This window comes from Roseobacter sp. (genome assembly GCF_045106495.1).
GTDB lineage: Bacteria > Pseudomonadota > Alphaproteobacteria > Rhodobacterales > Rhodobacteraceae > Roseobacter.
Window position 1 is genome coordinate 1 of record NZ_JBGCEQ010000034.1, and the last position, 22,454, is coordinate 22,454.

The 22,454-nt window shown below is 56.5% G+C and carries 22 protein-coding genes; 6 read left to right on the forward strand and 16 right to left on the reverse strand.

Annotated elements, in window-relative coordinates:
• From AB8B75_RS18235 to AB8B75_RS18280, 10 genes are all read right to left on the reverse strand, one after another.
• The coding region (locus AB8B75_RS18235; RefSeq protein ID WP_405364245.1) for an NADH:flavin oxidoreductase/NADH oxidase family protein at window positions 1–1,033 on the reverse strand (1,033 nt) is incomplete at its 3' end.
• A gap of 489 nt (window positions 1,034–1,522) precedes the next feature.
• Window positions 1,523–1,864 (reverse strand): hypothetical protein, encoded by a 342-nt coding sequence (locus tag AB8B75_RS18240; protein WP_405364246.1) that lies wholly within the window; start codon window positions 1,862–1,864, stop codon window positions 1,523–1,525.
• On the reverse strand, window positions 1,777–2,163 hold the full coding sequence (locus tag AB8B75_RS18245) for a DUF917 family protein (protein ID WP_405364247.1): 387 nt from the start codon (window positions 2,161–2,163) through the stop codon (window positions 1,777–1,779). Before AB8B75_RS18245 ends, AB8B75_RS18240 begins: the two co-directional genes overlap by 88 nt.
• Window positions 2,160–2,282, reverse strand: a complete 123-nt coding sequence (locus tag AB8B75_RS18250; protein WP_405364248.1) for a hypothetical protein — start codon at window positions 2,280–2,282, stop codon at window positions 2,160–2,162. Before AB8B75_RS18250 ends, AB8B75_RS18245 begins: the two co-directional genes overlap by 4 nt.
• The gene (locus AB8B75_RS18255) at window positions 2,279–3,016 is read right to left on the reverse strand and encodes a hypothetical protein (RefSeq protein ID WP_405364249.1); all 738 of its coding nucleotides are present in this window, start codon (window positions 3,014–3,016) and stop codon (window positions 2,279–2,281) included. Before AB8B75_RS18255 ends, AB8B75_RS18250 begins: the two co-directional genes overlap by 4 nt.
• The gene (locus tag AB8B75_RS18260) at window positions 3,013–3,627 is read right to left on the reverse strand and encodes a cysteine hydrolase (RefSeq protein WP_405364250.1); all 615 of its coding nucleotides are present in this window, start codon (window positions 3,625–3,627) and stop codon (window positions 3,013–3,015) included. Before AB8B75_RS18260 ends, AB8B75_RS18255 begins: the two co-directional genes overlap by 4 nt.
• A gap of 12 nt (window positions 3,628–3,639) precedes the next feature.
• Complete coding sequence (locus AB8B75_RS18265) at window positions 3,640–4,437, reverse strand: ABC transporter permease (RefSeq protein WP_405364251.1); 798 nt, start codon at window positions 4,435–4,437, stop codon at window positions 3,640–3,642.
• Window positions 4,437–5,420, reverse strand: coding sequence for an ABC transporter permease (locus tag AB8B75_RS18270; RefSeq protein ID WP_405364252.1), 984 nt, complete (start codon window positions 5,418–5,420; stop codon window positions 4,437–4,439). The genes AB8B75_RS18265 and AB8B75_RS18270 overlap by 1 nt, the downstream gene beginning before the upstream one ends.
• Window positions 5,417–6,469 (reverse strand): ABC transporter ATP-binding protein, encoded by a 1,053-nt coding sequence (locus tag AB8B75_RS18275; protein ID WP_405364253.1) that lies wholly within the window; start codon window positions 6,467–6,469, stop codon window positions 5,417–5,419. Before AB8B75_RS18275 ends, AB8B75_RS18270 begins: the two co-directional genes overlap by 4 nt.
• Before the next feature lie 4 nt (window positions 6,470–6,473).
• Complete coding sequence (locus AB8B75_RS18280) at window positions 6,474–7,538, reverse strand: PotD/PotF family extracellular solute-binding protein (RefSeq protein ID WP_405364254.1); 1,065 nt, start codon at window positions 7,536–7,538, stop codon at window positions 6,474–6,476.
• Between the two features lie 253 nt (window positions 7,539–7,791).
• Here AB8B75_RS18280 and AB8B75_RS18285 point away from each other — a divergent pair, with 253 nt between their 5' ends.
• From AB8B75_RS18285 to AB8B75_RS18295, 3 genes are read left to right on the forward strand one after another with little or no spacing between them, the layout of a single operon-like run.
• Complete coding sequence (locus AB8B75_RS18285) at window positions 7,792–8,868, forward strand: isopenicillin N synthase family dioxygenase (RefSeq protein ID WP_405364255.1); 1,077 nt, start codon at window positions 7,792–7,794, stop codon at window positions 8,866–8,868.
• A 1-nt stretch (window position 8,869) separates the two neighbouring features.
• A complete protein-coding gene (locus AB8B75_RS18290; protein ID WP_405364256.1) occupies window positions 8,870–9,325 on the forward strand; it encodes a hypothetical protein in 456 nt (151 codons plus the stop codon).
• Window positions 9,326–9,329: 4 nt separating this feature from the next.
• Window positions 9,330–10,118, forward strand: a complete 789-nt coding sequence (locus AB8B75_RS18295) for an MBL fold metallo-hydrolase (protein ID WP_405364257.1) — start codon at window positions 9,330–9,332, stop codon at window positions 10,116–10,118.
• A 454-nt stretch (window positions 10,119–10,572) separates the two neighbouring features.
• Here AB8B75_RS18295 and AB8B75_RS18300 read toward each other — a convergent pair whose 3' ends face one another.
• Entirely contained in the window at window positions 10,573–12,204 is a 1,632-nt protein-coding gene (locus AB8B75_RS18300) for an ABC transporter substrate-binding protein (RefSeq protein ID WP_405364258.1), read from the reverse strand.
• A gap of 129 nt (window positions 12,205–12,333) precedes the next feature.
• Between AB8B75_RS18300 and AB8B75_RS18305 the strand changes: the two genes are divergently transcribed.
• From AB8B75_RS18305 to AB8B75_RS18315, 3 genes are read left to right on the forward strand one after another with little or no spacing between them, the layout of a single operon-like run.
• A complete protein-coding gene (locus tag AB8B75_RS18305) occupies window positions 12,334–14,742 on the forward strand; it encodes an FAD-dependent oxidoreductase (RefSeq protein ID WP_405364259.1) in 2,409 nt (802 codons plus the stop codon).
• Between the two features lie 4 nt (window positions 14,743–14,746).
• Window positions 14,747–16,300 (forward strand): trimethylamine methyltransferase family protein, encoded by a 1,554-nt coding sequence (locus AB8B75_RS18310; RefSeq protein WP_405364260.1) that lies wholly within the window; start codon window positions 14,747–14,749, stop codon window positions 16,298–16,300.
• Between the two features lie 3 nt (window positions 16,301–16,303).
• Window positions 16,304–16,966, forward strand: a complete 663-nt coding sequence (locus tag AB8B75_RS18315; RefSeq protein WP_405364261.1) for a TetR/AcrR family transcriptional regulator — start codon at window positions 16,304–16,306, stop codon at window positions 16,964–16,966.
• 589 nt (window positions 16,967–17,555) lie between these two features.
• Here the strand turns inward: AB8B75_RS18315 and AB8B75_RS18320 are convergent.
• Genes AB8B75_RS18320 through AB8B75_RS18340 form a run of 5 tightly spaced genes read right to left on the reverse strand, consistent with a single transcriptional unit; the run spans window position 17,556 to window position 22,450 of the window.
• A complete protein-coding gene (locus AB8B75_RS18320; RefSeq protein WP_405364262.1) occupies window positions 17,556–17,948 on the reverse strand; it encodes a VOC family protein in 393 nt (130 codons plus the stop codon).
• Window positions 17,949–17,999: 51 nt separating this feature from the next.
• Window positions 18,000–20,375, reverse strand: a complete 2,376-nt coding sequence (locus AB8B75_RS18325; protein WP_405364263.1) for a transketolase — start codon at window positions 20,373–20,375, stop codon at window positions 18,000–18,002.
• Window positions 20,372–20,788, reverse strand: a complete 417-nt coding sequence (locus AB8B75_RS18330) for a thioesterase, FlK family (protein WP_405364264.1) — start codon at window positions 20,786–20,788, stop codon at window positions 20,372–20,374. Before AB8B75_RS18330 ends, AB8B75_RS18325 begins: the two co-directional genes overlap by 4 nt.
• The gene (locus tag AB8B75_RS18335) at window positions 20,772–21,518 is read right to left on the reverse strand and encodes a TetR/AcrR family transcriptional regulator (protein WP_405364265.1); all 747 of its coding nucleotides are present in this window, start codon (window positions 21,516–21,518) and stop codon (window positions 20,772–20,774) included. Before AB8B75_RS18335 ends, AB8B75_RS18330 begins: the two co-directional genes overlap by 17 nt.
• A complete protein-coding gene (locus AB8B75_RS18340) occupies window positions 21,515–22,450 on the reverse strand; it encodes a 3-keto-5-aminohexanoate cleavage protein (protein WP_405364266.1) in 936 nt (311 codons plus the stop codon). The genes AB8B75_RS18335 and AB8B75_RS18340 overlap by 4 nt, the downstream gene beginning before the upstream one ends.
• Window positions 22,451–22,454: the final 4 nt, after the last annotated feature.

Below are 22,454 nucleotides of genomic sequence, written 5' to 3' on the forward strand. Positions count from 1 at the left end.
TTTCAAAGCGTGGGAACTGAGGATCAGTTGCGCTTTCCATTTCCCAATTCGTTGGCAAATCTGGATCGATGATGAGCGCACGGGCAAGACCAACAAGGTCGGCTTTCCCGTCTGCGACCGCCGCCGTTGCCTGTTTTAAAGTCTTAAACCCACCGGTGACCATGAGCGGTATTTCGATTTTGGCGCGGGCTCTTTCGGCAAAATCCAGAAAGTAGGGGCCAGATCCCGCACGATCAGAAGCAGACGGTGCTCCAGGAAAATACGTGCCACCACTTATGTCAATCAAGTCGACGCTTGTGTCGTTCAGGGCAGCTAATACGGCAAGCGCTTCGTCTTGTTGAACCCCCCCTTCGAGTTGGTCTGTTGCGTTGAGTTTAAGCCCGACCGGAAAATGCGGACCAACGCCATGACGTATGGCATCTACTGTTTCCAGCAAAATGCGCATTCTATTGGATAGGTTGCCTCCATATTCATCTGACCGTTTGTTGAACAATGGAGATAAAAACTGGCTGAGCAGGAAACCATGTGCCGCATGTATTTCAACGCCCCCGAATCCAAATTCCTTTGCGAGACAAGCCGTCCGGGCAAACTCTTGAGGGAGAGCCTTGATCTCTGGCATAGACAACGCAGTACATTTCAACCCCGGAAGGTCAAGTTCGCTTGGGCCTTTTGGGTTGCTTATTGACGCATCAGCCATTGCACCTGCATGGCCAAGTTGCACCCATAAATTTGCGTTGTTGATGGATCCTGCGCGGGCCAGAGCCCTAAATTGTTCTGGCTTTGATTGGGAGTTCAGGACCAAGTTTCCAGGTTTCTCTGCGTAGTGCGGGGTGCTCTGCACTTCGCCAACAATCGACAACGCCAATCCGCCTTCAGCCCACCGTTTATACAGACGAATTTGGGCCTCTGTCGGTGCACCACGGCCATCTCCAAGAGAATCTGACATTGCAGATTTTGCGATGCGGTTTTTGAGAATGACACCACAAGGGAGGCGCAAGGGCTGAGAAAGCACATTGGTGATTGAAGCGTTCATTGATACGGCACCCATACTTTCTGACACTCTTGGAAAGTCGACATTGGTACCCGGTGCAGCAATTGTCAAAGTCAGTTCAAAGCCAACCTCGAATGTTGCACGCTGTCTGTTAACTTGCCCCCCGAACGACCATCGCCCAAGATTCAAGCCAGACTCCTGTCAACCAGCTGCGTTGCGACCAGACCTTGCGGCCATACGCTTCGAAATCAAAGCCAATCTTGGCGCTGCTCCAATTTCCTTTGGCGTTTTGGTGGTCACGTGGGCGACTGTCCCCCCCGAGTTGCACTTAGGTTCAGATGCTGCGTTGGCAATTTTCCTATCACTTACTCATGGTTGGAGGCGCGGCAGACAGAGTGCAGCGAGGCTAGAAGCAGCGCATCAATATTCGTTTTAAATCTTGGAAACGCCCACTAATGCCGACCTGAAATCTTCTTCTAGCCCCGCATTTTCTGGCCCGAAGACCCGCAGTCAAATTGGAGTCAAGAATATCTAAGGCGCTGGCAGCGCCAAGATTGCCACGTTCTGAGACACACGGAGTTGGGAGTTTGTGACAACCGCGACGGCTATCAGGTTCAGAACAGCTATGATTTCAGGAATCGTGACAATGAGTTTGCCGTTCAGCCAGCCGACCATGGTTTCATTCTTCAGATCGACGAGGAATGCTTGCCCGGCAAAGCCGTCGCGGCCCATGACTTCAAATGTGCCCAAAGTGAAACCGCCTTGCGGACGCCCAGTACTGGTGATTACGCAGCCTTCGAACAAAACCGCTCTATTCGCCGCAGTGGCAATCCCGCCGGGAAGCTGGCAGGATCTGGTCTCGCAACTCGCCAAATCCTGGCAAGACGCCGTGCATTGGACAAGGTTCCGGGCAATATCGTCGAGCGTAGCGTTTTAGCCGGCAGCACATGATCGATTACAGCGAAGTCGTTGTGGCTGGTCGGCGCCAGCGCCCGCATGACTTCCTCGGCCCTTTGATCATCCTTGACGTTCTCAAGTGTCATGGTTTCGCCCAAAGCGTTTGCGGCGAAAATTGGTCCTGAAGGTAGCCCAGCGATCGCATAAGAGGAGTGGATGATTTCGGGCACCGCGCGGCCTGCTGGATCGCCGTCAATCACAACAGCATCGTTCATCGCAGCGACGAAAACGGCACGGCGGTGTTCGATCCGCCGAGCTCGCACGTAACAGCGTCGAAGAGTGTCGCACCATAGAGTATGTCATCGACATCATCGCGGGTTAGCTCGCGGATCATATGTGCTGGGTCCCGATCTCCAACACGACATCCGAGCGGGTGCCGTCAAACCCAATGCGGTGCCAAACGACAGTAGTGTCATGCAGCGTTAGTACTGGAAGACTCTCACAAAACGGTTGGGTCGCCAGATCGGCGACGACAGAATGATCCGACCAGTGACCGAGTACATGCAGGCCATCGAACAAGTCCGACACACCCTCCGGGACGTGGCCCTCGCCTAGCGCCTCGATCAGAGGCTTCGTCGATGCTTTGTGCGGACGGCCAATACCGATCACGGGCGTTTCACCGACAGTAACAAGCAGGCCTTGATATTCATCATCGCAAAACCGAATGGACCGTGGCGCATCGCCGACGTGCCGTTCCCATAATTCAGTATACTCGGCATGCACTCCCTTCTCGACCAAACGTCCCTGAGAATCAAAGCTGATAAGACCTACATCCGGGACATCAGGCTTGCCGTGCAGGTTGACCTCGCGATGCCAAGTGCAGCGGGTGCCTTTGAGCGTGACATGCCCGGCAAAACCTTCAGCCTGCGCCAGTTTGATAAGGTCGCCCGTCGAAAGAGCAGCAAGCGCGCCCGCATTCGATAGATCCGGGCGCTCAAGCGGTATGCGTACATCGGCATAGTCCAGCCCAACCTGCGCCCAATGAACCCGGGTTGTGTGGTCTTCGAAGCCCGACGCTTTTATCCAGTCACGGGTCCAGTGTCCCTGAATGTCTTCCTTCAAACTCACTCGGCCGCCAGTTTGGCAGACCCTATGGCTTCGACGATCTCATCGGCTGACAAGACGGCACCTTCCTGCAGATATTCCATTGCGTTGAGCGCTGCCTGATGGGCTTCAGGCGATGTGCCGCCGACGCAGTCACCAACGACACGGCAGTAGTAATCATGCTGGTGGCCGTCGACGAAACTGTAGTGGACGCAGACATCCGTCATGCCGCCGATCATGATCAACGTTTCGGCTTTTAGACCCTTGAGCAGGATCTCGGTCTCGGTTCCGAAGAACACCGAATAGCGCCGTTTGTGCACAAAATAGTCGGTTGGGCGCATGTCCATCTCTTCTCTGGCAACCGGCGTGCCGGGTTCTCCTTCGAGACAATGGATGTCCTCACTGCCGTCAAGTTCGCGCCCATAGTCAATCAGGTCTCTGCGGTGTATTTCCTGAAAGAAGATCACCGGAACGCCGGCATTATGTGCGGCGTCGACCACGCGGCGGGCGCGGATCATGTTCTCTGTATAACCAGGCATATGGGGGATACCCCCTTCTGCCTCAATGAATGCACCTTTCTGGATGTCGATCACCAACAGGACCGTTTTGCCGACGAGTGTGGGTTGGCGGGGCATATGCGAATTCCTTTATTTACGCGACTGATCAGCGCCCATCAGGCGCGGTAGGTCACCCCAGCGGGCAACAGCAGAAAACACCAGCACCGAAACAGTCAGAAAGGTGATGGCAGCAACAGCCATAGTCGGCGTGTAGCCATTCCTAAGCGAGTTGAAGATTTGCAGGGTGACTGTCGCATAGGACGACGCCGAAACAAAGAAAATCACAATGAATTCGTTGAAGGACAAGACCAACACAAAGAAAAACCCCGAAATCGTGTACGGTACCGTTTGCGGCAGAACAACGGTTTTGAATGTCACCTGTTCCGTGGCACCCATGGTCGCCGCCGCGTCAAGATGAGATCGGTCAACCGATTGCAGCCCGATGGAAATAGTCACCAGTGGCAGTGCCATCAACAAGATGGCGTGGCTGATGACACCGGCCCAAAGCGCACCCAAACCGCCGGTGAAAGCCCAAAAAAAACCAAGGCCAACCCCAAATACAATGGGCGGCACTGCAAAGGGAAGCGAGCCAAGGCCCGCTAAAGTCTTGGACAGTTTCGAACCCGTGGACCACAGCATATATGCAATCGGCCAAGCAATCAGGACCGCAAGTGTTGCGGCTCCCACTGCCACGATGACCGAGTTCCATAGTGCATTGGTCCAGACCGGTTCAGACACAAAGAATTCGCCGAAGCGCGCCAGCGTCGGGTCGCGTGGCGGAAAGAACATGCTACGCCCCGAGTTCAGAGCGGCGGCACAAACCACAACGATGGGCAACGCCAGTACAAGCGCCGCAAGCCCCATGTATACAGCACCAAAAACCCGCATCAGTGTGCCTCGGACCGGCGGTTGAAGATATGCCCCGAATAGAGGCACACACTAGCCGAAATGAGGAGAATGATGGCTTGGGTCGCGCCAAACGGCGCGTTCAGGTTTGCGCCGCGGATGTTGGAATAGATGGCGACTGCTGTGGTATGTTTGTCCGGTGCGGCAAAGACGGTCACCGACACATAAGTCCCCAACAAAAAGACGAAGAGAAGCAGCGTGGTCCCAAAAAGCGGTAGACGGATCGAGGGCAATGTGACGGTGCGTGTGACTGCCCAGCGACTGGCACCCATGGTGCGTGCGGCCTCTGACAGCGACGGATCAAGGCGTGACAGCGCGGGGTAAAGTAGGATCACAGCGTAAGGCCAGACGAGGTAGCTCATCGTCAGGATTGTCGCGAAATCGGAGGTCTTGAATTTGACATTGCGAGGGTTGGCCAGGCCCCAGTCCCGCAAGGTCTGAAACCAGCCCGCATCCTTGAGCCACTGTGTCAGCCCGGTTTCTTTGAAAAGTTTGGGCAGACCTGAATTGTTCGACAACAAGATGTCCCAGCCCATGACGATAAACACTTCCGACAGCGACAATGATGCCATAATGAATACCAGCCATATCGCTTGCCTTGACCGTCTGAGCCGGGTCAACAGCAAGGTAAATGGCAATGCTGTCAGCACCGCAAAGAGTGAGGCAATCACTGCGAAGTAAAAGGAAAAGCCAAGTTGTTGCAGGTAAAGGAATGTCACTTCATCCGGCCACAGCACGCCAACGAAGAAGCGTTGGTAATTATCCAGGGTGAAATCCCAGACCCAAGCAGCGCCGTCTACCTTACGGCCAAATGAAATCGCCAGCACCAGAAGAAAAGGGAAGACGCAAAGTATTACGATGACGGATGTCAGCAGACCAAGCAGAATGGATTTGCCGGACGCCGCCTTTGCCTGCGGTTCGGTAGCGCTTGTAGCTGTGCCGCTTATGTCATCGGCAATGGTCACGCGGCTTGCACTCCGGGGAAGACCTGCAAAGCCTCAGGCGGCAGGCGCACGGTGGTCGCATCGCCTTTGGCCAGACTTGGGCCAGTTTCACCTGCCGCATATTCAACGATGATTGGTCCGATATCCGATTGTAGATGGTACTCACGAAGAGGTCCAAGATCGCGGACAAACATGACGCGCGCGGCAATCCGGTTTGCGCCGGGATCTTCATCGATGCATGTACGTTCTGGACGGATCGCAATTTTGACCGGGCTGCCGGATTGGAAGGGAGCAGCGGCCTGCAGGCGACAGTCGCCCACTTGCACCGCGCCGTCCTGGTAAACGCCGTCAAAAAAGTTTGCCTTCCCGATAAAATCCGCAACAAAGGCGTTTGCCGGTCGGTGATAGACGTCTTGCGGCGTGGCGATTTGCTCGACCCTGCCGTTTGACATGACCACAATCTTATCGGCCATCGTCATCGCCTCGCGCTGATCGTGGGTGACCACAATCGTGGTGATGCCGAGCCGTTGCTGCAAAAGGCGCAGCTCTACCTGCATCTCTTCGCGCAGCTTCGCGTCAAGCGCAGACATTGGTTCATCCAGCAAGAAAACCTCCGGCTCCTGCGCCAAGGCACGGGCAATGGCGACGCGCTGTCGTTGCCCTCCCGACAGCTCGCCGATACGACGATCGCCGAAGCCGACGAGCTGTACTGTTTCAAGCAGTTCATTGGCTTTCTCAAAGGCTTGCGCCTTCGCCACTCCGTCAATGATCAGGGAATATGCAACATTCTCCCGCACCGAATAGTGCGGGAACAGCGCAAAGCTCTGAAACACCATGCCGAATTTCCGCTTGTGTGCGGGCAGATTTGTAACGTCGTCCTCGCCAAGTCGGATAACCCCGCGCGACGGCTCCTCTAGCCCTGCAATCATGCGCAAAAGCGTGGTCTTGCCGCAGCCTGACGGACCAAGAAGCGCCGTCAGTTCCCCCTTGGCGAAGGTCAGGTCTGTAGGTTCAACGGCGCGGGTGTTCCCAAAGGATTTGGAAACATCTTTGAGAACCAGGCCCTCCACCCGACTACGACGCAGCCAACATCTTGTCCCAGCTTTCCTTGATGAAGGTCTCGTTGTCCAGGTAGGCTTCATAGGCGGGTTTGATGGCCGGTGCGCCGGAGACAAAGTTGAACTCGTCATCCGTTAGGTCCGTCATTGACTTGTCGACCAGAGGAGCAGTACCGATCTTACGGCTCATAAGCGCTTGAATGGCCGGGTCCGACGAGAAGTTCATAAATTCCGCCGCCTCGTCTGCCTTATCAGAACCTGCCGTCAGACACCACGAACCGTAGTCCTGCAGGTTGCCTTCTTTCGGGAAGGTTGGCTTGATCGGGAACCCGTCGAGCGCCATCAGGTTGGCCACGTCCAGGTAATACTGTCCTGCCACGACATCGCCGTTCTTCATCGATTGTTCCATCTGGCTTTCGGCAGTCCACCAAAGCGCGACATTGGGCTTCAGTTCCGTGATTTTTTCGAGGATGGCAACGATCCCGTCGTCGGACATCATCGTCTCTGCACCATCAAAAAACGTGGCGGCGGTAAAATCGAACAGACCCGCGTTGTAGTTCCGGCCCATCCCAAGCGACGCCTCAAAGCGGCTCGTGTCCCAGAAATCCGCCCAACTGGCCGGTGTTTCTACCTCGTTGGGGTTAAAAACCATAGCGGAGAACCAAGACATTGCGCCCACACCCTGCGGGCCCGCGTTGCCCTCAAACACAAAGTAGCTGTCGAGGTTGCTCGCCCCCTTGATCTTTGCCAGATCTAGCGGTGCGATCAGCTCACCGATGCGGCTGGCTTTGATCATCGTGTCGCGGGCATAAAGCGAGATGTCCGTCGGGATGTTCCCGGCGGCTACTGCCTGCTGCATGGTTACCAGCCAGTCGGATGAATTCGGCTGCGTGATGCTTTCGACCTCGATACCAGTCGCTTCAGTAAAGGCTGGATAGACGTGTTCCTTGAAGCTATTTTCAAAGTAACCGCCGTATGAGCCGATCCGGACGCTGCGCGTATTTGCGATCAGTGGCGTTGCAAGCGTCGAAGCGGCCAGACCCGCGACCCCGGATTTCAATAGTGTTCGTCTATTCATCATTGGCATGATGCTTCCTTTCAAATCCCCACGACTCGGTCACGCTCGCTGCGTGCACGAGTTTTTTTGTTCATGCACAAAGAGCGGTCATCAGGCCCTGATACGTCAATAAAACCGACCCGAAATGCGTCATTCACCCAGCGAATTGCTTAAAATGAAGGCAACCGCCTTAAAAAATGATCATCCTTAGACCACGCAGAGCCATAAATGACGTGATCTATGCATGGTTACGGAAAGTGAGAAATGGGAATGCTAAATGACCGAAGCAGGCGATACCGAACTTAAGGCACTAACGATCGACGACGCGACATTGCCCGTTATTGATCTTTCAGGTTTGTTCAGCGGTGACGAACCAGAGAAAACGCGCGTCGCTGCCGAGCTGGGCAAAGCTGCACGAACTTCCGGTTTTTTCTACATCACCGGCCATGGCATTCCGCAGGACCAAATCGATGCGACCTTTGCGGCCTCCAAAGAATTTCACGAAATGCCGCGCAGCTTCAAAATGAAATACTGGTCGGGCTTCACCACAAATCACCGCGGTTATGTCCCATTCGAAGAGAATGGCAGCTGTTTCCCAAAGATCATGAATTTCAACGAAGCATGGGATATGTCATTCGAGGCACCCGCGGATCACCCCGATTATCTGGCGGGATGGCGCATGACGGGTCCGAATGTCTGGCCTGATATTCCCGGTTGGCAAGAAACGATCTCGGCCTATTACGATGCTATCTTTAATCTTGGTCTGCGGATGCTGGATGCACTCGCGCTCGAGCTGGGCGTATCCACCGAAGAGCTGACCCGCCACATCACTTGTCCGACGTCACAATTGCGGCTGCTGCGCTACATTGAAAACGAAATGCCGCAGACCAAGGATATGACCGGCATTTCCGCGCATTCCGATTTCGAGTGCTTTACAATTCTGTTGCAGGGCGCGCCGGGACTGCAGGTGATGAATGCAGATGACGTCTGGATCGAAGCACCACCCATCCCGGGTACGTTCATCGTCAACATTGGGGACATCTTTGAGACGTGGTCAGGAGGGCAGTTCAAATCGACGCAACACCGGGTGATCAACACCGGCAAAGAGCGATACTCGATGCCGCTCTTCTTTGGCCTCGACTACGACGCAGTTGTCGAACCCCTGGAAAAATTCAGCACCCCCGAGACAGTGGCCAAGTACCCGCCGATGAAGGCGGGCGATCATCTCATGCGCATGTCCGTCCACGCGTTCCGCTATATGTCGGAAGCCAAGGAAAAGGGCTTGTTCACGCCGGACTACGAAATCCCGGACGAGAACCCGTTCAAGCGCGAGGCCAAGGAATCGGCAGAGTAACATGGACCCGCATCCTGATTTTGTCGAAGTGACGCTGCCACGCGACTTTGCCCTTGGCGCATATCGCTTGGCACCATTGTCGCCGGAGTTTGTCGATGAGGACTTTGACGCGGTCATGGCATCAGAACATTTGCTCACTGGCATATTCGGAGACTGGCCCGACGGGTTGACGCGGGAAGACAACCTGATCGACCTTGCCTGGCATGAACGTGAATTTACGGCGCGCCGCTCGTTTTCGTGGATCATTCGCGACCAGACGGGAGCGTATGCTGGCTGCTTTTATGTGTTTCCGGCCCTCGGGTCACGTGGCTCAGCCAAGGCCGCATTGTGGCTTTGTGATATATCGAATCGCGTGAGTGTGGCGCGGGCTTTGCGTGAAGACTTGAGCGATTGGCTTGTCGAAACTTTTCCCTCCGGCATCGACATCGCATGGACCACCCGACCCAAATTGGACTGACATCATGACATTGCCCGTTGCCGACAACTGGTTTGAAGCCAAAAAGATCGACGCCGATACAACGCTGATCATCGAGCCGCATATCCACGTGTTGGAACAAGCAAACATGTTCCTGGTCGAGGGGTCTGAGCGGGACATGATCCTCGATACCGGCATGGGAGTTATCCCGTTCAAACCTTATCTTAATACGTTACGCAAAGATCCGGGCAAAGAGATCATCTGTGTGTCGTCACATACCCATATCGACCATATTGGCGCGGTGCATGAATTCGATATCAGACTTGTCCATCCCGCAGAAGCTGACGAAATGGCGAACCCATCCGGGTTGAACAGCTTGTTTCGACGCGACATGCCCGAGGCGTTACTTGCGACATTTCAAGCCTCCGGTTACCCGCCTATTGGCGAAACACTGATCGAGGCGCTTCCGTTTGAGGGATACGATCCAGAGAGTTACCGCTTGGTTGGAGCGCCTGCCACCGGGCTACTCAATCACGGTGACACGGTTGATCTGGGTAATCACCTCTACGAAGTGCTTCACCTTCCCGGACATTCACCTGGCGGTATCGGTCTCTTTGAGAGAGCAACAGGCACGCTTTTTGCCGCTGATGCAATCTATGACGGACCGCTGATTTACGAAGGTCCAGGGATGAGCGTTGCGGACTACCGGAAAACCTTCGATCTGCTCAAAGCGATGCCCGTCACCATTGTCCATGGCGGGCATGACCCAAGCTTTGACCGTGGTCGCATGCTGGAGATTATCGCGCATTATGAACCGCTTTGGGAAGCGGTCTGACGGCTAATAGTTTCTCCGTGTTACTAGTGAACGCCGCGCTCTATTACGTCAGATCCAAAATTAGCGGTAGCTCGAAGATTTGCGCACTGCAAACCACGTTGTGGATCACGTTCGACGGCTCTGAAGCTGGCGCAAAAAATCTTGGTTGCATTGGAGAGGTTGCGGTTTCCGGCGCACAAACATGCCTTCAGGCGGTGGCAAACTTCCGGTTTCCACCCATTCTATGGACAGTAAGCAACGTACTTTTGGCGCATGCATCGGCGGCCCCGCGTCTGGGACCCTGCAGACAAGTGTCTTACCGACTTAGCAGTCACAGGAATCTTCGGTTGACGCTTTGGTACCACGACATAAGACACCGAAAACTCCGGCACATTGAGGACAAGTCGCGCGGTATTCAGGCCACCAGATACGCTTGAAAGACCGCGCCAGACCTAAGGTTGGCGCGGTCCACTCGCTATGCGTCGATCCACACCTTTTCGAGGTGCATTTCCCGGAACTGGTGCCGTTCGTAGTTCTGGACTTCTTCAACATGGTGCAGGTACTCGGCCATCCAGAAAGGTTGAATGATTGCACCACTGGATTGCAGTATCGCCTGCAGATCGACCATCAAACCCCTGCGCATTTCTGCATCGGAAGTACCCAGTGCTTCGGTAAGCTTTGCGTCAAAATCCGGGTTTGCATGACCTGATTCATTCCATGCCTCACCGGATCGGTAGGCCAGACCATAGACTTGCACGCCTAAAGGTCGCGCGCCCCAGTTCGTGGTAGAGAACGGATAATTCGTCCAGTCGTTCCAAAACGTGGCACCCGGGATGACAGTACGTTTGATGTTGAAACCCGCGTCGCGCAATTGACCTGCAATGGCATCAGTGGTCACGGTGCGCCAGTCGCCATCAATAGAGATCAACTCGATCTCGGTGTCCCCATGGCCCGCCTCGTCGAGCATCGCCTTGGCCTTTGCGGGGTCCGGCATGATCTTGGGCAATTCCGCGTATTCGGGGTGCATCGGTCCAACGTGATGATTTTCCGCCACCGTGCCAAGACCGTTTACGCCGAGTTCTAGAACTACGCTATTGTCCACCGCCAGTTGCACGGCATTTCGCACGGCCTGGTTGTCAAAGGGAGCACTGTCTGGACGCATGCGCGCGACTATGGTTGCGGCCGTGGCCTTTTCCTTTTTCACGAGACCCAGGCTGTCATGGATTTCAACATAGTCAGAGCTTGTGATGTCGTTTACGTGAATTTCTCCTGCATCGAACGCGTTCACAATTGCAGAGGGGTCCGTTCCATAATCGATGAACTCTACCCCGTCGAGGAACACTTCACCGCCCCACCAAGCACCATTCTCCCGGCGTTTCACCTCGGCCATGCCGCCGATTTCATAGTTCACCAGTTCAAACGGGCCGGTGCCGACGGGTGCATCGGCCAAACCTACTTCCACGGTATAATCCCGGTGCACGATCAAAGCAGGGTAGTCGGACATGCCGGCGATGAGCGTGATATCGGCTTGATTTAAGTTCAAGCGTACGGTGTGTGTGTCGACTTTTTCGATCGCGCCTTCGCGCGCCACACCGGTTTCTTCATCCACAAGTGCAGCCATGCGCGCTGCCATTGAGTTGCCTTCGACCTCTTTTTCGCACCAACGGTTGAGGTTGAAAATTACATCATCAGCGTCGAAATCATCACCGTTGTTCCAGGTTACACCCTTGCGAATGTTCAAGGTATAGGTCTTCGCATCATCAGAGATTTCCCATCCTTCGAGCAACATCGGCGTAAAGGTGAAGTCCATGTCCCAGCGCACAAGTGGTTCCAGGAATTGGCGGGCGACGTTGGCTGGCTCGGACCAGTCGAATGTACGCGGGTCTTTGAGATCCAGCATGCGCATACCGACCTTCAGGACACCGCCTTTCTTGGCGTGACCGTCTGCCAGAGCGGGCCGGGCCTCTCCCAGCACGCCATAGGCAAAGGCCGCTGTTGCACCAAACGTGCTGGCCAATGCCAGAAATTCCCGGCGACTTACTTCCCCCTTTTTCACGTCACGGATCGCGTCGGTCAGCATTGGATGATGGTTGGAATTATTCTTCATGATAATCTCCCTGTTAAATTTTTATGGACAAGTGTGTACATATATCCGAAATCATGACGTATTGGCCGTGTAGTGCAAGGAGAATCATCCTTCATGTCTGCCATACAAATCGATTTATGGAGGTTTGCTGTGAAATCGCATTATCAGGCTGTGGTTATTGGTGGTGGTGTTGTCGGAACGTCAGTGTTGTACCATTTGGCCAAGTTCGGTTGGAAAGACGTTTGCCTGATTGAGCGGGACATCCTGACATGCGGATCAAGCTGGCATGCCGCAGGCGGCTTTCATGCGCTGAATGCCGACCCCAACATAGCAAGCCTGCAATCCTACACCATCGATTTGCTCAGCGAGATCGAAGAGGAATCCGGTCAATCCGTTGGCATGCATATGACCGGTGGTATGACATTGGCAGGCACACCTGACCGTTGGGAATGGCTACAATCGGCCTACCGGGTCTTTCAATCCATTGGCATTGATGACGTGCACTTGATCACCCCTGAAGAAGCGGGCGAGCTTTGCCCTGTTATGTCCACTCACGGCATTATCGGCGGAATGTGGGCCGACCGAGAAGGCTATGTCGATACCACCGGCACGGTGCATGCCTACGCCGGGGCCGCCAAGAAACGCGGTGCGGAAATCATAGAACACAACCGGGTTCTGGAGTTGAACCAAACCCCGGACGGTTGGGAGGTCGTTACAGAAAAAGGGACGATTCACACCGAGCATGTTGTGAACGCTGCGGGTCTGTGGGCCAAGCAAGTCGGGCGTATGGCAGGGATCGAGCTGCCCGTCTCACCGTTGAACCACCACTACCTGATTTCCGATACGATCCCGGAGATTGCAGCTCTGGATAAGGAGATCCCGCTTGTCGTGGACCTTGAAGGGTTCACATACATGCGCCAGGACCAGAAAGGCATGCTCCTTGGAATTTACGAAATCGATCATGATCATTGGATGATGGATGGTGCGCCCTGGGACTACGGCATGCAACTTCAGCAGGAAGACCCCGACCGGATCGAACGCGAATTGACGCTCGGCTTTGAACGCTATCCCGCCCTGCAGCACGTGGGGGTCAAGACCTGGGTGAACGGTGCGTTTACTTTCTCACCCGACGGTAACCCTTTGGTCGGACCGGTGCGCGGAAAGCCAGGATACTGGTGCGCCTGTGCGGTCATGGCGGGTTACCTTCAAGGTGGCGGCGTTGGAAAATCTCTTGCTGAATGGATGATTCACGGTGAGCCTGAGGCCGACGTCTTTGGCATGGATGTGGCGCGCTATGGCGATTACGCACAGAACAAGCGCTTCATCAAGGAAACGACCGGGCAGTTTTACACAAGACGGTTTGTTATGACCTACCCGAACGAACAATTGCCCGCTGGCCGCCCGCTCAAAAAGGCACCGGCGTATGACGCTATGTCCGCTGCAGGTTGTCAGTGGGGGGCAAGCTGGGGCCTTGAGCTGCCGCTTTATTTTGCCAAGACCGCAAATTTTTCCGAAACACCAACTTTGAAACGCTCGAACGCCTTCGAAATTGTCGCCGAGGAGTGCAAGGCGGTCCGCGAGGCTGTCGGGTTGCTCGACATTTCGGGATTCTCTCGTTTCGAGGTGTCAGGCGCCGGCGCAGAGGCATGGCTGGACAAGGTGATGGCGTCCGCATTGCCCAAGCCCGAACGGGCCAAGCTTGCGCCGATGCTCAGCCCTGATGGCAAGCTCAAGGGCGATCTGACCGTTTTTAACTGGGGCAATGGCACCTGGTGGATCATGGGCAGCTACTATTTGCGTGAGTGGCACATGCGCTGGTTCAGCGACAATATGGACGCGTACGTCGATATCCGGGATTTGTCGGATGACGTAGTTGGCTTCAGTCTCTCCGGTCCAAATAGCCGTAAAGTGCTTGAGACCCTCACGGAAGGAGCGATTGCGGACTTGCCTTTCATGGGCTGTGACACCTTTGATATCGGGTTATTCCGCGTGAAAGTGGGTCGCCTGTCGGTGTCGGGCGAGCTTGGCTACGAAATCCACTGCGCAGCCGTCGAACACATCGCTTTGCGCGAAGCCCTATTGGATGCGGGAGCGAAGTTTGGCATGCGCGAGGTTGGGTTCAATGCGCTGCTCAGTCTGCGCCTTGAAAAGAGCTTTGGCATCTGGAGTGCCGAGTTTACGCAAGCCTGTACCCCAGGCCAGACAGGCATGGACCGTTGGATCGCATGGGAGAAAGGCGATTTCGTCGGGCGCAATGCAGCGATGGCCGAACGCAACAGTAACACAGCGTCCCAAAAGGTGGTCACGCTCGAAATTGATGCTCTCGATGCTGATGCCAGCGGGTTTGAGCCTGTGTGGCAGAACAGCAAACTGGTCGGCTTTGTGACTTCCGGCGGATATGGTCATACGGTCGGTAAATCACTGGCGATGGCGATGATGGATCAGGATGCCTGCGCAGAGGGCACTGATCTGACGGTGCATATCGTGGGGCGGGAACGGCCAGCGCGGGTGATTGCACCCTCGCCCTATGACCCTGAGGGCATGGCGATGAGAACGTAGCGCCATGACCATAGAAAACGAAGCGCATGTGCGCAGCAGCCGCAGACGCGGTCGCAAGGCTGGTGGTGCCGCGAACAAATCAACGCGTGATGTGAATTACCGACAACTGCGCAATCCATTTCCGCCCATGGAAGTCTTTCCGGCAGATCAGGTTGAAAACTTGCATCAAACCGCACTTCACATTTTGGAAACACTTGGTATGCGCGTCTTGCACAGCCAGGCGCGGAACTACTTTGCCAAAGCTGGGGCACGTGTTGAAGATGAAATGGTCTTTGTCGGTCGCGATATCGTTCAGGCCGCAATCGACAGTGCGCCTGCATCGATAAACTGCCGCGCTGGTACGCGCGGTCGCGATATCACTCTCGAATTGGGCAGTCTCGCATTTCAGGCCGGAGCTGGCGCACCACACGCAACGGACCTTGTGCGCGGTCGGCGGCCTGGATCTGCCGCAGACTACATTGAATACCTGCAGTTGACGCAACACTTCGATGTGCTTCACATGATCTCGCCTCAGGTCGAGCCACAAGATGTTGCAACCCATCTGCGCCACTACTTCACAACAGAGGCGCAACTGACCTGGTCCGACAAATTCCCCTTTACCTTTTCACGCGGCACACCGCAGGTGATGGATTGTTTCGAGATGATCCGCGACTACCGGGGCGTGTCAGACGATGAGTTTCAAGCGGCACCACACACTTATACAATAATCAACACCAACAGCCCGCGAACTCTGGACATTCCGATGGCACAGGGTCTGATCGACTTCGCGCGGCACGGTCAGGTGTCGATTGTGACACCCTTTACGTTGATGGGGGCGATGGCGCCCATCACTGTCGCCGGGGCAATCGCACTCTCTCACGCCGAGGCACTTTTAGGGATAACCTTGACGCAATTGGTCAAGCCCGGGTCGCCCGTCTGCTATGGTACCTTCACATCGAACGTGGATATGAAGTCGGGTGCACCTGTGTTTGGGACACCTTCACACTTTCAGGCCTCATTGGCGGCTGGACAGTTGGCGCGCAAGATCGGCTTGCCGTGGCGCGCGGCAGCGGGGTCGGCCTCGAACATCAACGACGTGCAGGCCGCCAATGAAAACCAGATGGGATTGTGGGGTTGTTTGATGGCAGGCTCAACGGTCATCATCCACGCGGCCGGTTGGCTGGAGGGCGGTTTGTCCGTCTCCTATGAAAAACTGGTGACCGATGTGGAAGTGCTAAACATGGTAGCAGAGCTTTGCGCGGGCACGCAGGCCGGGCCGGACGAAATCGGCCTAGAGAGTGCGATCAGTGTTGTCGAACCACAGGGCCACTTCTTTGCCACACCACAAACGATGGAAAGGTACAGCACGCAGTTCTATGAGCCGATTGTTCATGACTACGCGAATTTTGGCACTTGGACAGAACGGGGCAGCAACGACGCAAACACACGCGCGACCAAGGTCTGGCAGGACATCGTTGCGACCAAGGCACAGCTGGGTATTGTACCCGAAAGGTTGGGTGCGCTACAGGAATACATCGCGAAACGTACCGCTGCGGGCGGTGCGCCACCGGAAAGTTGAACCATGGACGTGCAATACGACATCAATGGGCCAACGGGCAAAGCTCGTCACGGCAACAGCAAAGTCACGCGGGAAGACTGGTTGCGCGCCGCGCGCGATATACTTGTGACGGTCGGCGTCGGCGATGTAAAAATCACGTCTCTGTCTGCGCGCCTTGGCGTCGCCAGGTCGAGCTTCTATTGGTATTTCAAGGACCGCGCCGATGTATTGAAAACCCTGCTGGAGGAATGGGAGGCCCGCAACACGCAATGCATTGTAGATAAGTGCGGGTTAGAGGCCGACAGTGTGGGACAGGCGGTTTGCAACTTTTTCGAATGCTTCATCGATCAGCGGCTCTTTGATCAGGGCCTTGATTTCGCAGTTCGCGACTGGTCTCGTCGCGATCCAACCGTACGTACTAAGATTGACAGCGCGGACGCGCTTAGGTTGCAGGCGATTGAACGGCTTTTTTTGCGCCATGGCTTTGATGCAGCCGAAGCCGACGCGCGGGCGCGCATTCTTTATTTTATGCAGCTTGGCTATCACGCACTTGAAGTGGTCGAACCATTGGACGTGCGGATGGACCGACTTGAAGGGTATCTGAAAGGCTTCACAGGCGAACAGGCGGCACCGGGACTTGTTACGAGTTTTCGGGCGCGCTTCTTCGAACTGGGTGCGAAAGTATAACCTGCTATTCTGCGTGGCGCGTGTTTCCCGAGGAGCTCCGCGCGAGCAGGTGATGGGACACAGACCCAAGGCGAGCGACGATGTGGTCATGTTCGGTGGCTGCCATTGGCTTGCGCCTGCTTACTTTCTAACACGAAACCATACCAATGCTGAGAAAGGCTAGCTAGGCAGTGATAACAAAGGTCGAAACACAACCGTCATCCGGTTGAGCTACTTCTGCACCGAACAGGTGGCTTCTTCTAAAAATCTGTGCTGCTTTGCGAGTAGATGTCACAGGGTCCGAACTGCAAATTCATGTTATCGCAACGTGAGTTGGCCGTTTGTGCCTATGGCGACCAAGATCGACGTCTTCTTGTGCGATCCGCAATCGCCGTGACAACGCGTTAGCAACGAAAAAACCAATACGCTTTTGCGCCAGTAATTCCAGCGCGGTCTGGACATATCGACCTACAGTCAGGCAAAGCTCAGCGCCGCCGCAACACAGCTCAACGAGTGGCCACAAAAAAACCTTGCAACACGAAACCCTCGCAAAGAAATTTACCCAGTGTGTCGCGGCGACACGTTAATTCCACACCCGCAATCGCGCCTTTCAGAGTGACGGCGTCTCGACAGTCTCTTCCGTTGAAAAATCGACATGGATGTGATTGCCGTCGGGGTCAACGATATTGACTTGGACCAACGGCAAACCGGGCACCCGTGCCACATTACTCGCCACTCCGTTGTCCTCCAGGCCTTGCAAAAAATCGGCATACCCACTCGCCGAAAACGCGAAATGCTCAATCTTCGGCGCGATGGACGCACATTCTTCGGTCACTTCGACAAGGTGGACGGCCGGGTGTTCTCCGACATAGATCCAGGCCCCTCGAAAACCGAAGTCGGGACGCGCGCCGGCCTCGAGACCCAGCACACGCGCGTACCAGGCGATCATCGCGTCGAGATTGTTAGTGCGAATATTGACGTGATCCAGCCGTTCGATCTTCATATGATATCCCCTTGCATAGTCTTCGACCAACATACTGCCGCGGATCCGCTCCTACAAGGACGCCAGCCGGATCGGTCGCCCGGTGCTGAGCTGATCCAGCGCTGTCAGTATCGCATGCTGGTCGATGCCGAAATGGTGGTATAGGTCAGCGACTGTGCCGGTCTGGCCGAAATGCTCTACCCCAAGGGCAAGCGTCAGATGCCCGCGGACGCCGCCGATCCAGCTTAGCGTGGCCGGATGGCCATCAATGACAGTGACCAGCGTGGCGTCGCGCGACAGGTTCGCCAATAGCCTCTCGATATGCGCCCGTGCCCGGCTGTTGCCGTTTGCCCTCTGACGCTGCGCAGACTGCCAACCGGCATTCAACCGGTCGGCGGAGGTGACTGCGAGCACCCCGATGTCACGCCGGTCAACCCCGGCTTTCCCGGCGGCCGCAATCGCCTCGGTGGCCACAGTCCCCTGATACACGATCACCGCTTCACAATTGGGCCCTGGCTTGCGCAGCCAATAGGCCCCGTCGATGATGTCCTGACGGCGAGCCTCCGACATCTCCAGACCAGGTTGCTCGATGGGCCGTGTTGAGAGACGCAGGTAGACCGAGCCACCGGTCTCATCGCGCAGCCAAGTGTGTTCGTCAGAGTCGCCCTCGCCGTCCCGCTGTAGGTAGTCGAAGGACCACGCGAGGATCACGGCAAGCTCATCTGCAAAGGCGGGTTCAAAGGCCGCCAAACCATCCTGGCTCATACCGATGAGCGGCGCGGCAATCGACTGATGCGCGCCACCTTCCGAGGCCAGCGAGACCCCCGATGGCGTTCCGATCAGCAGAAACCGTGCGTCCTGATAGCAGGCGTAATTAAGCGCATCGAGCCCGCGGCTGACAAACGGATCATAGAGCGTACCCACCGGGATAAGCCGTTCGCGGAACAACGTATGCGACAGGCCCGCCGCGCCTAGCAACAGAAACAGGTTCATCTCGGCGATGCCAAGCTCCAGATGCTGACCAGCAGGCGAAAACCGCCATTTTTGCGTGCTGGGCACCCGCTCATTGCGGAAGGTGTCAGGAATGTCCTGGCGAGCAAAGAGGCCGCGGCGATTCACCCAAGGTCCGAGGTTGGTCGATACCGTCACATCCGGTGAAGTCGTCAAGATCCGTGCAGCCAGATCGCTGGTACCTTTGGCGAGTGTGTCCATCACCTTGCCAAAGGCTGCTTGCGTCGAGATAACGGCCTCCCGTGGAACGTCGATATCGGGCACCGCCACCCGTTCCGCGCAATACCGGCGTGGCCCTTTTGCGAAAAAAGGCACCCGGCCCAGCGCATCGCGGAGTGTTACCTCAGGCAGGTCCAACCCTTCGAACAGGTCCCATTCGTGACCCGCGCGGATGTTCATGGCCTCCCGGAAGTTGTCCATCTGGGCCTTGGTCATCAATCCCGCATGATTATCCTTGTGGCCCGCCAGTGGTGTGCCCCACCCCTTGACGGTATAGGCAAGAAAGGCCACGGGTTGATCGTGATCGATAGCAGCAAAGGAAGCGACCAGGCTTTGGAGGCAATGCCCGCCGAGGTTTTCCATCAGCGCTGCCAAATCCGCGTCAGAATGGCTCTCGATCAGCCGCGTTACGTCGCCCTGATCTCCGAGATCGTCCATCAACCGCGTGCGCCAAGCCGCGCCCCCCTGAAAGATCAGCGCCGAATAAACCGCATTCGGGCAGGTATCGATCCATGCGCGCAGGCTGTCACCCCCCGGCCGGGAGAAAGCAGCGCGCTGCAAGACGCCATATTTAAGCACCTCCACCTGCCAGCCGAAGGCTCTGAAGATGTCGGTGATCCGGGTATAGAGCCCCTCCCGCACCACTCCGTCGAGGCTCTGCCGGTTGTAGTCGATGATCCACCAAGTGTTGCGCAGCCCGTGTTTCCAGCCCTCCTGAAGGCACTCATAGATATTGCCTTCGTCCAACTCGGCATCTCCGACCAGCGCGATCATACGCCCTTCATCGGGCGCATTGCTCCATGGCTTGGCCGTAAGGTAATCCTGTACCATCGACGCGAAGGCGGTGATCGCAACACCAAGCCCAACCGATCCGGTGGAGAAATCCACGTCATCCACATCCTTGGTGCGGCTGGGATAGCTTTGCGCACCGCCATAACCTCGAAAATTATGCAGGTTCTCCAAAGTTTGCTGACTCATCAGATACTGCATAGCGTGAAAGACCGGCGCGGCATGCGGTTTCACGGCAACCCGATCTTGCGGGCGCAGCGCAGAAAAGTAGAGCGCGGTCATAATCGTGACAATGGAGGCGGAGGAGGCCTGATGCCCGCCGACCTTCACCTGATCCTTGTCGCGTAGGTGGTTGGCGTTGTGCACGGTCCAGCAAGCCAGCCAGAGGAGCTTCTTTTCGATGGCCCGCAATACTTTGATGTCCGTCATTTGCGCGTGTCCGATTTTTGCGTGAGCTGTCTGGCATTCAAGTTGGTCCGGGCGATCTGGCCCTCGCCGACTTTGCCGGCGGCATCATTGGTTCGAAAGTCGAACCAACAGAGCGCGCCCGCTTGACCGCTGAAGTTGGCGACCGTCGTCACAACGCCGCCAATTGAGGCCGGGGCTAAGTGGCGAACATCGATCTTCCCGCCGACTGATACCTCATCCTGCCCGAAAGGGGCCGTCCGCAGATTAGCGCGGGCACGCTGGATATCCGTTATCAAAAAGGGCTTGCGGAAAACCGGCGGCAACGGCGCTCCTCCCTCTCGCTCTAACGCTGTAGCGGTGCGGGAGGTATTCACCTCGGCGCGGAATAGAGCCATCTGCCCTTTCTTTGGCACGGTATCATTCTGCATTGTCATGCGCCATTTCCTGCAAAGCCAGAAACCCCGCAGCCTGAAATCGGACCAGAGCGTCTAGACTTTCCGTCGGGCTGCGGAAACCGTCGGACGCCTCGGCCAGCCGCGCAGGGCGCCCCGTGTCGGCACAGAAGCCGAGCATCGCCGCAACCATGGCCGAAAACCCCTCAATCACATCCGCTTCCGGCACTCCCGAAAGGCTGCGTCGAAACTCTGCCAGATAGGCACGCGCGGTGCTGTCATAGTGCCGCGCGATGATCTCGGTCCCCAAGGGCGAATTGGCGAGCCGACCCATCAGCGCTGCATAGGTGCGCCAGCCTGGATCGCCGCGCCCCGCCGAGAGCACAAAGGGGCTGATATAGTCGCGCACCAATATGGGGATCGGAATCGGCGCAGCGCCCGCCGTCTGCGTTGCAGTATCCAGCGCTTTGAGCCTCAGCTCCGTCATGATCACCGACCGCCGGGCGATTACCGTGTCAAACAGCGCGTCTTTGGGGCCAAAATGATAGCCCACAGTATGCAGTTGCACATTGGCGGCGGCAGCAATATCGCGCAGTGCCGACCCTTCATACCCTTCATGAGCAAAGAGCCGTTCTGCCGCATCAAGAATGCGTTCGCGGGTTTCGTCGGATGAGGCGCCCTTTGGCCGTCCAGGCTTCCTGCGCGGCGCCCGTTGCGGCAGCGGCGGTGTGCCTTCGAAAGCAGTCTCTAGATCGGGGGGGATTTCGGTCATGCGGCTCCCTCTGTCTGGCGACGTGGCGCTAGATGCAGAATGTCTGCCGCTTCAGCGGGGGACGCTGCGCGCATACCCAAGCCCTCCAGCACTGCTATGGCCGTGCGCACCTGTTCGGCGTTAGACATCGCCAGTTGCCCCGGCCCGGCCCAGAGCGAATCCTCCAGGCCCATGCGCACATGGCCGCCTGCAGCCGCCACCGTCGCGGCCACGCGCATCTGATGCGCGCCTGCGCCCAGCGCCGACCACACAAGATCGTCTCCAAAAAGCCGTTCGGCAGTACGCCGCATGTGGGTAATGTCATCCACATGCGCGCCGATACCACCCAAGAGGCCGAAGACAGTCTGAACGAAGAACGGCGGTGCCACTGCGCCGATTTCGGCGAAATGGGCGAGGTTGTAGAGATGCGCGGTGTCGTAGCATTCAAACTCGAACCGCGTACCACCCGCACGGCAGGCGTCCAATACGTAGGCGATGTCCTTGTAGCTGTTGCGAAACACCAGATCGCGCGAACCTTCCAGATGCTGGGCCTCCCAGCCCGGCAGATCGGGATGCCGTCGCAGCATTGGAAAAAGCCCCATGTTCATCGAGCCCATGTTGAGCGAGGCGAGCTGCGGTGCGAAATGCGCAGCCGGGCGCGCGCGTTCCTCGACGGTCATATAGGGGCTGCCGCCGGTGGTCAGGTTCAGCACGGCATCTGTACCTGCGGCAATGCGCGGCACGATCTGGGCAAACCCCTCGACGCTCTGATCGGGTTGCCCGGTTTTTTCATTGCGGGCGTGCAGATGCAGGATCGACGCCCCGGCCTCCGCCGCCTCGATGGCCGAAGCGACGATCGCATCCGCCGTTACAGGCAAATGCGGCGACATCGACGGGGTGTGAATCGCGCCAGTGACGGCACAGGTGATGATGACGGGCCGAGGCTGGGCCATATCT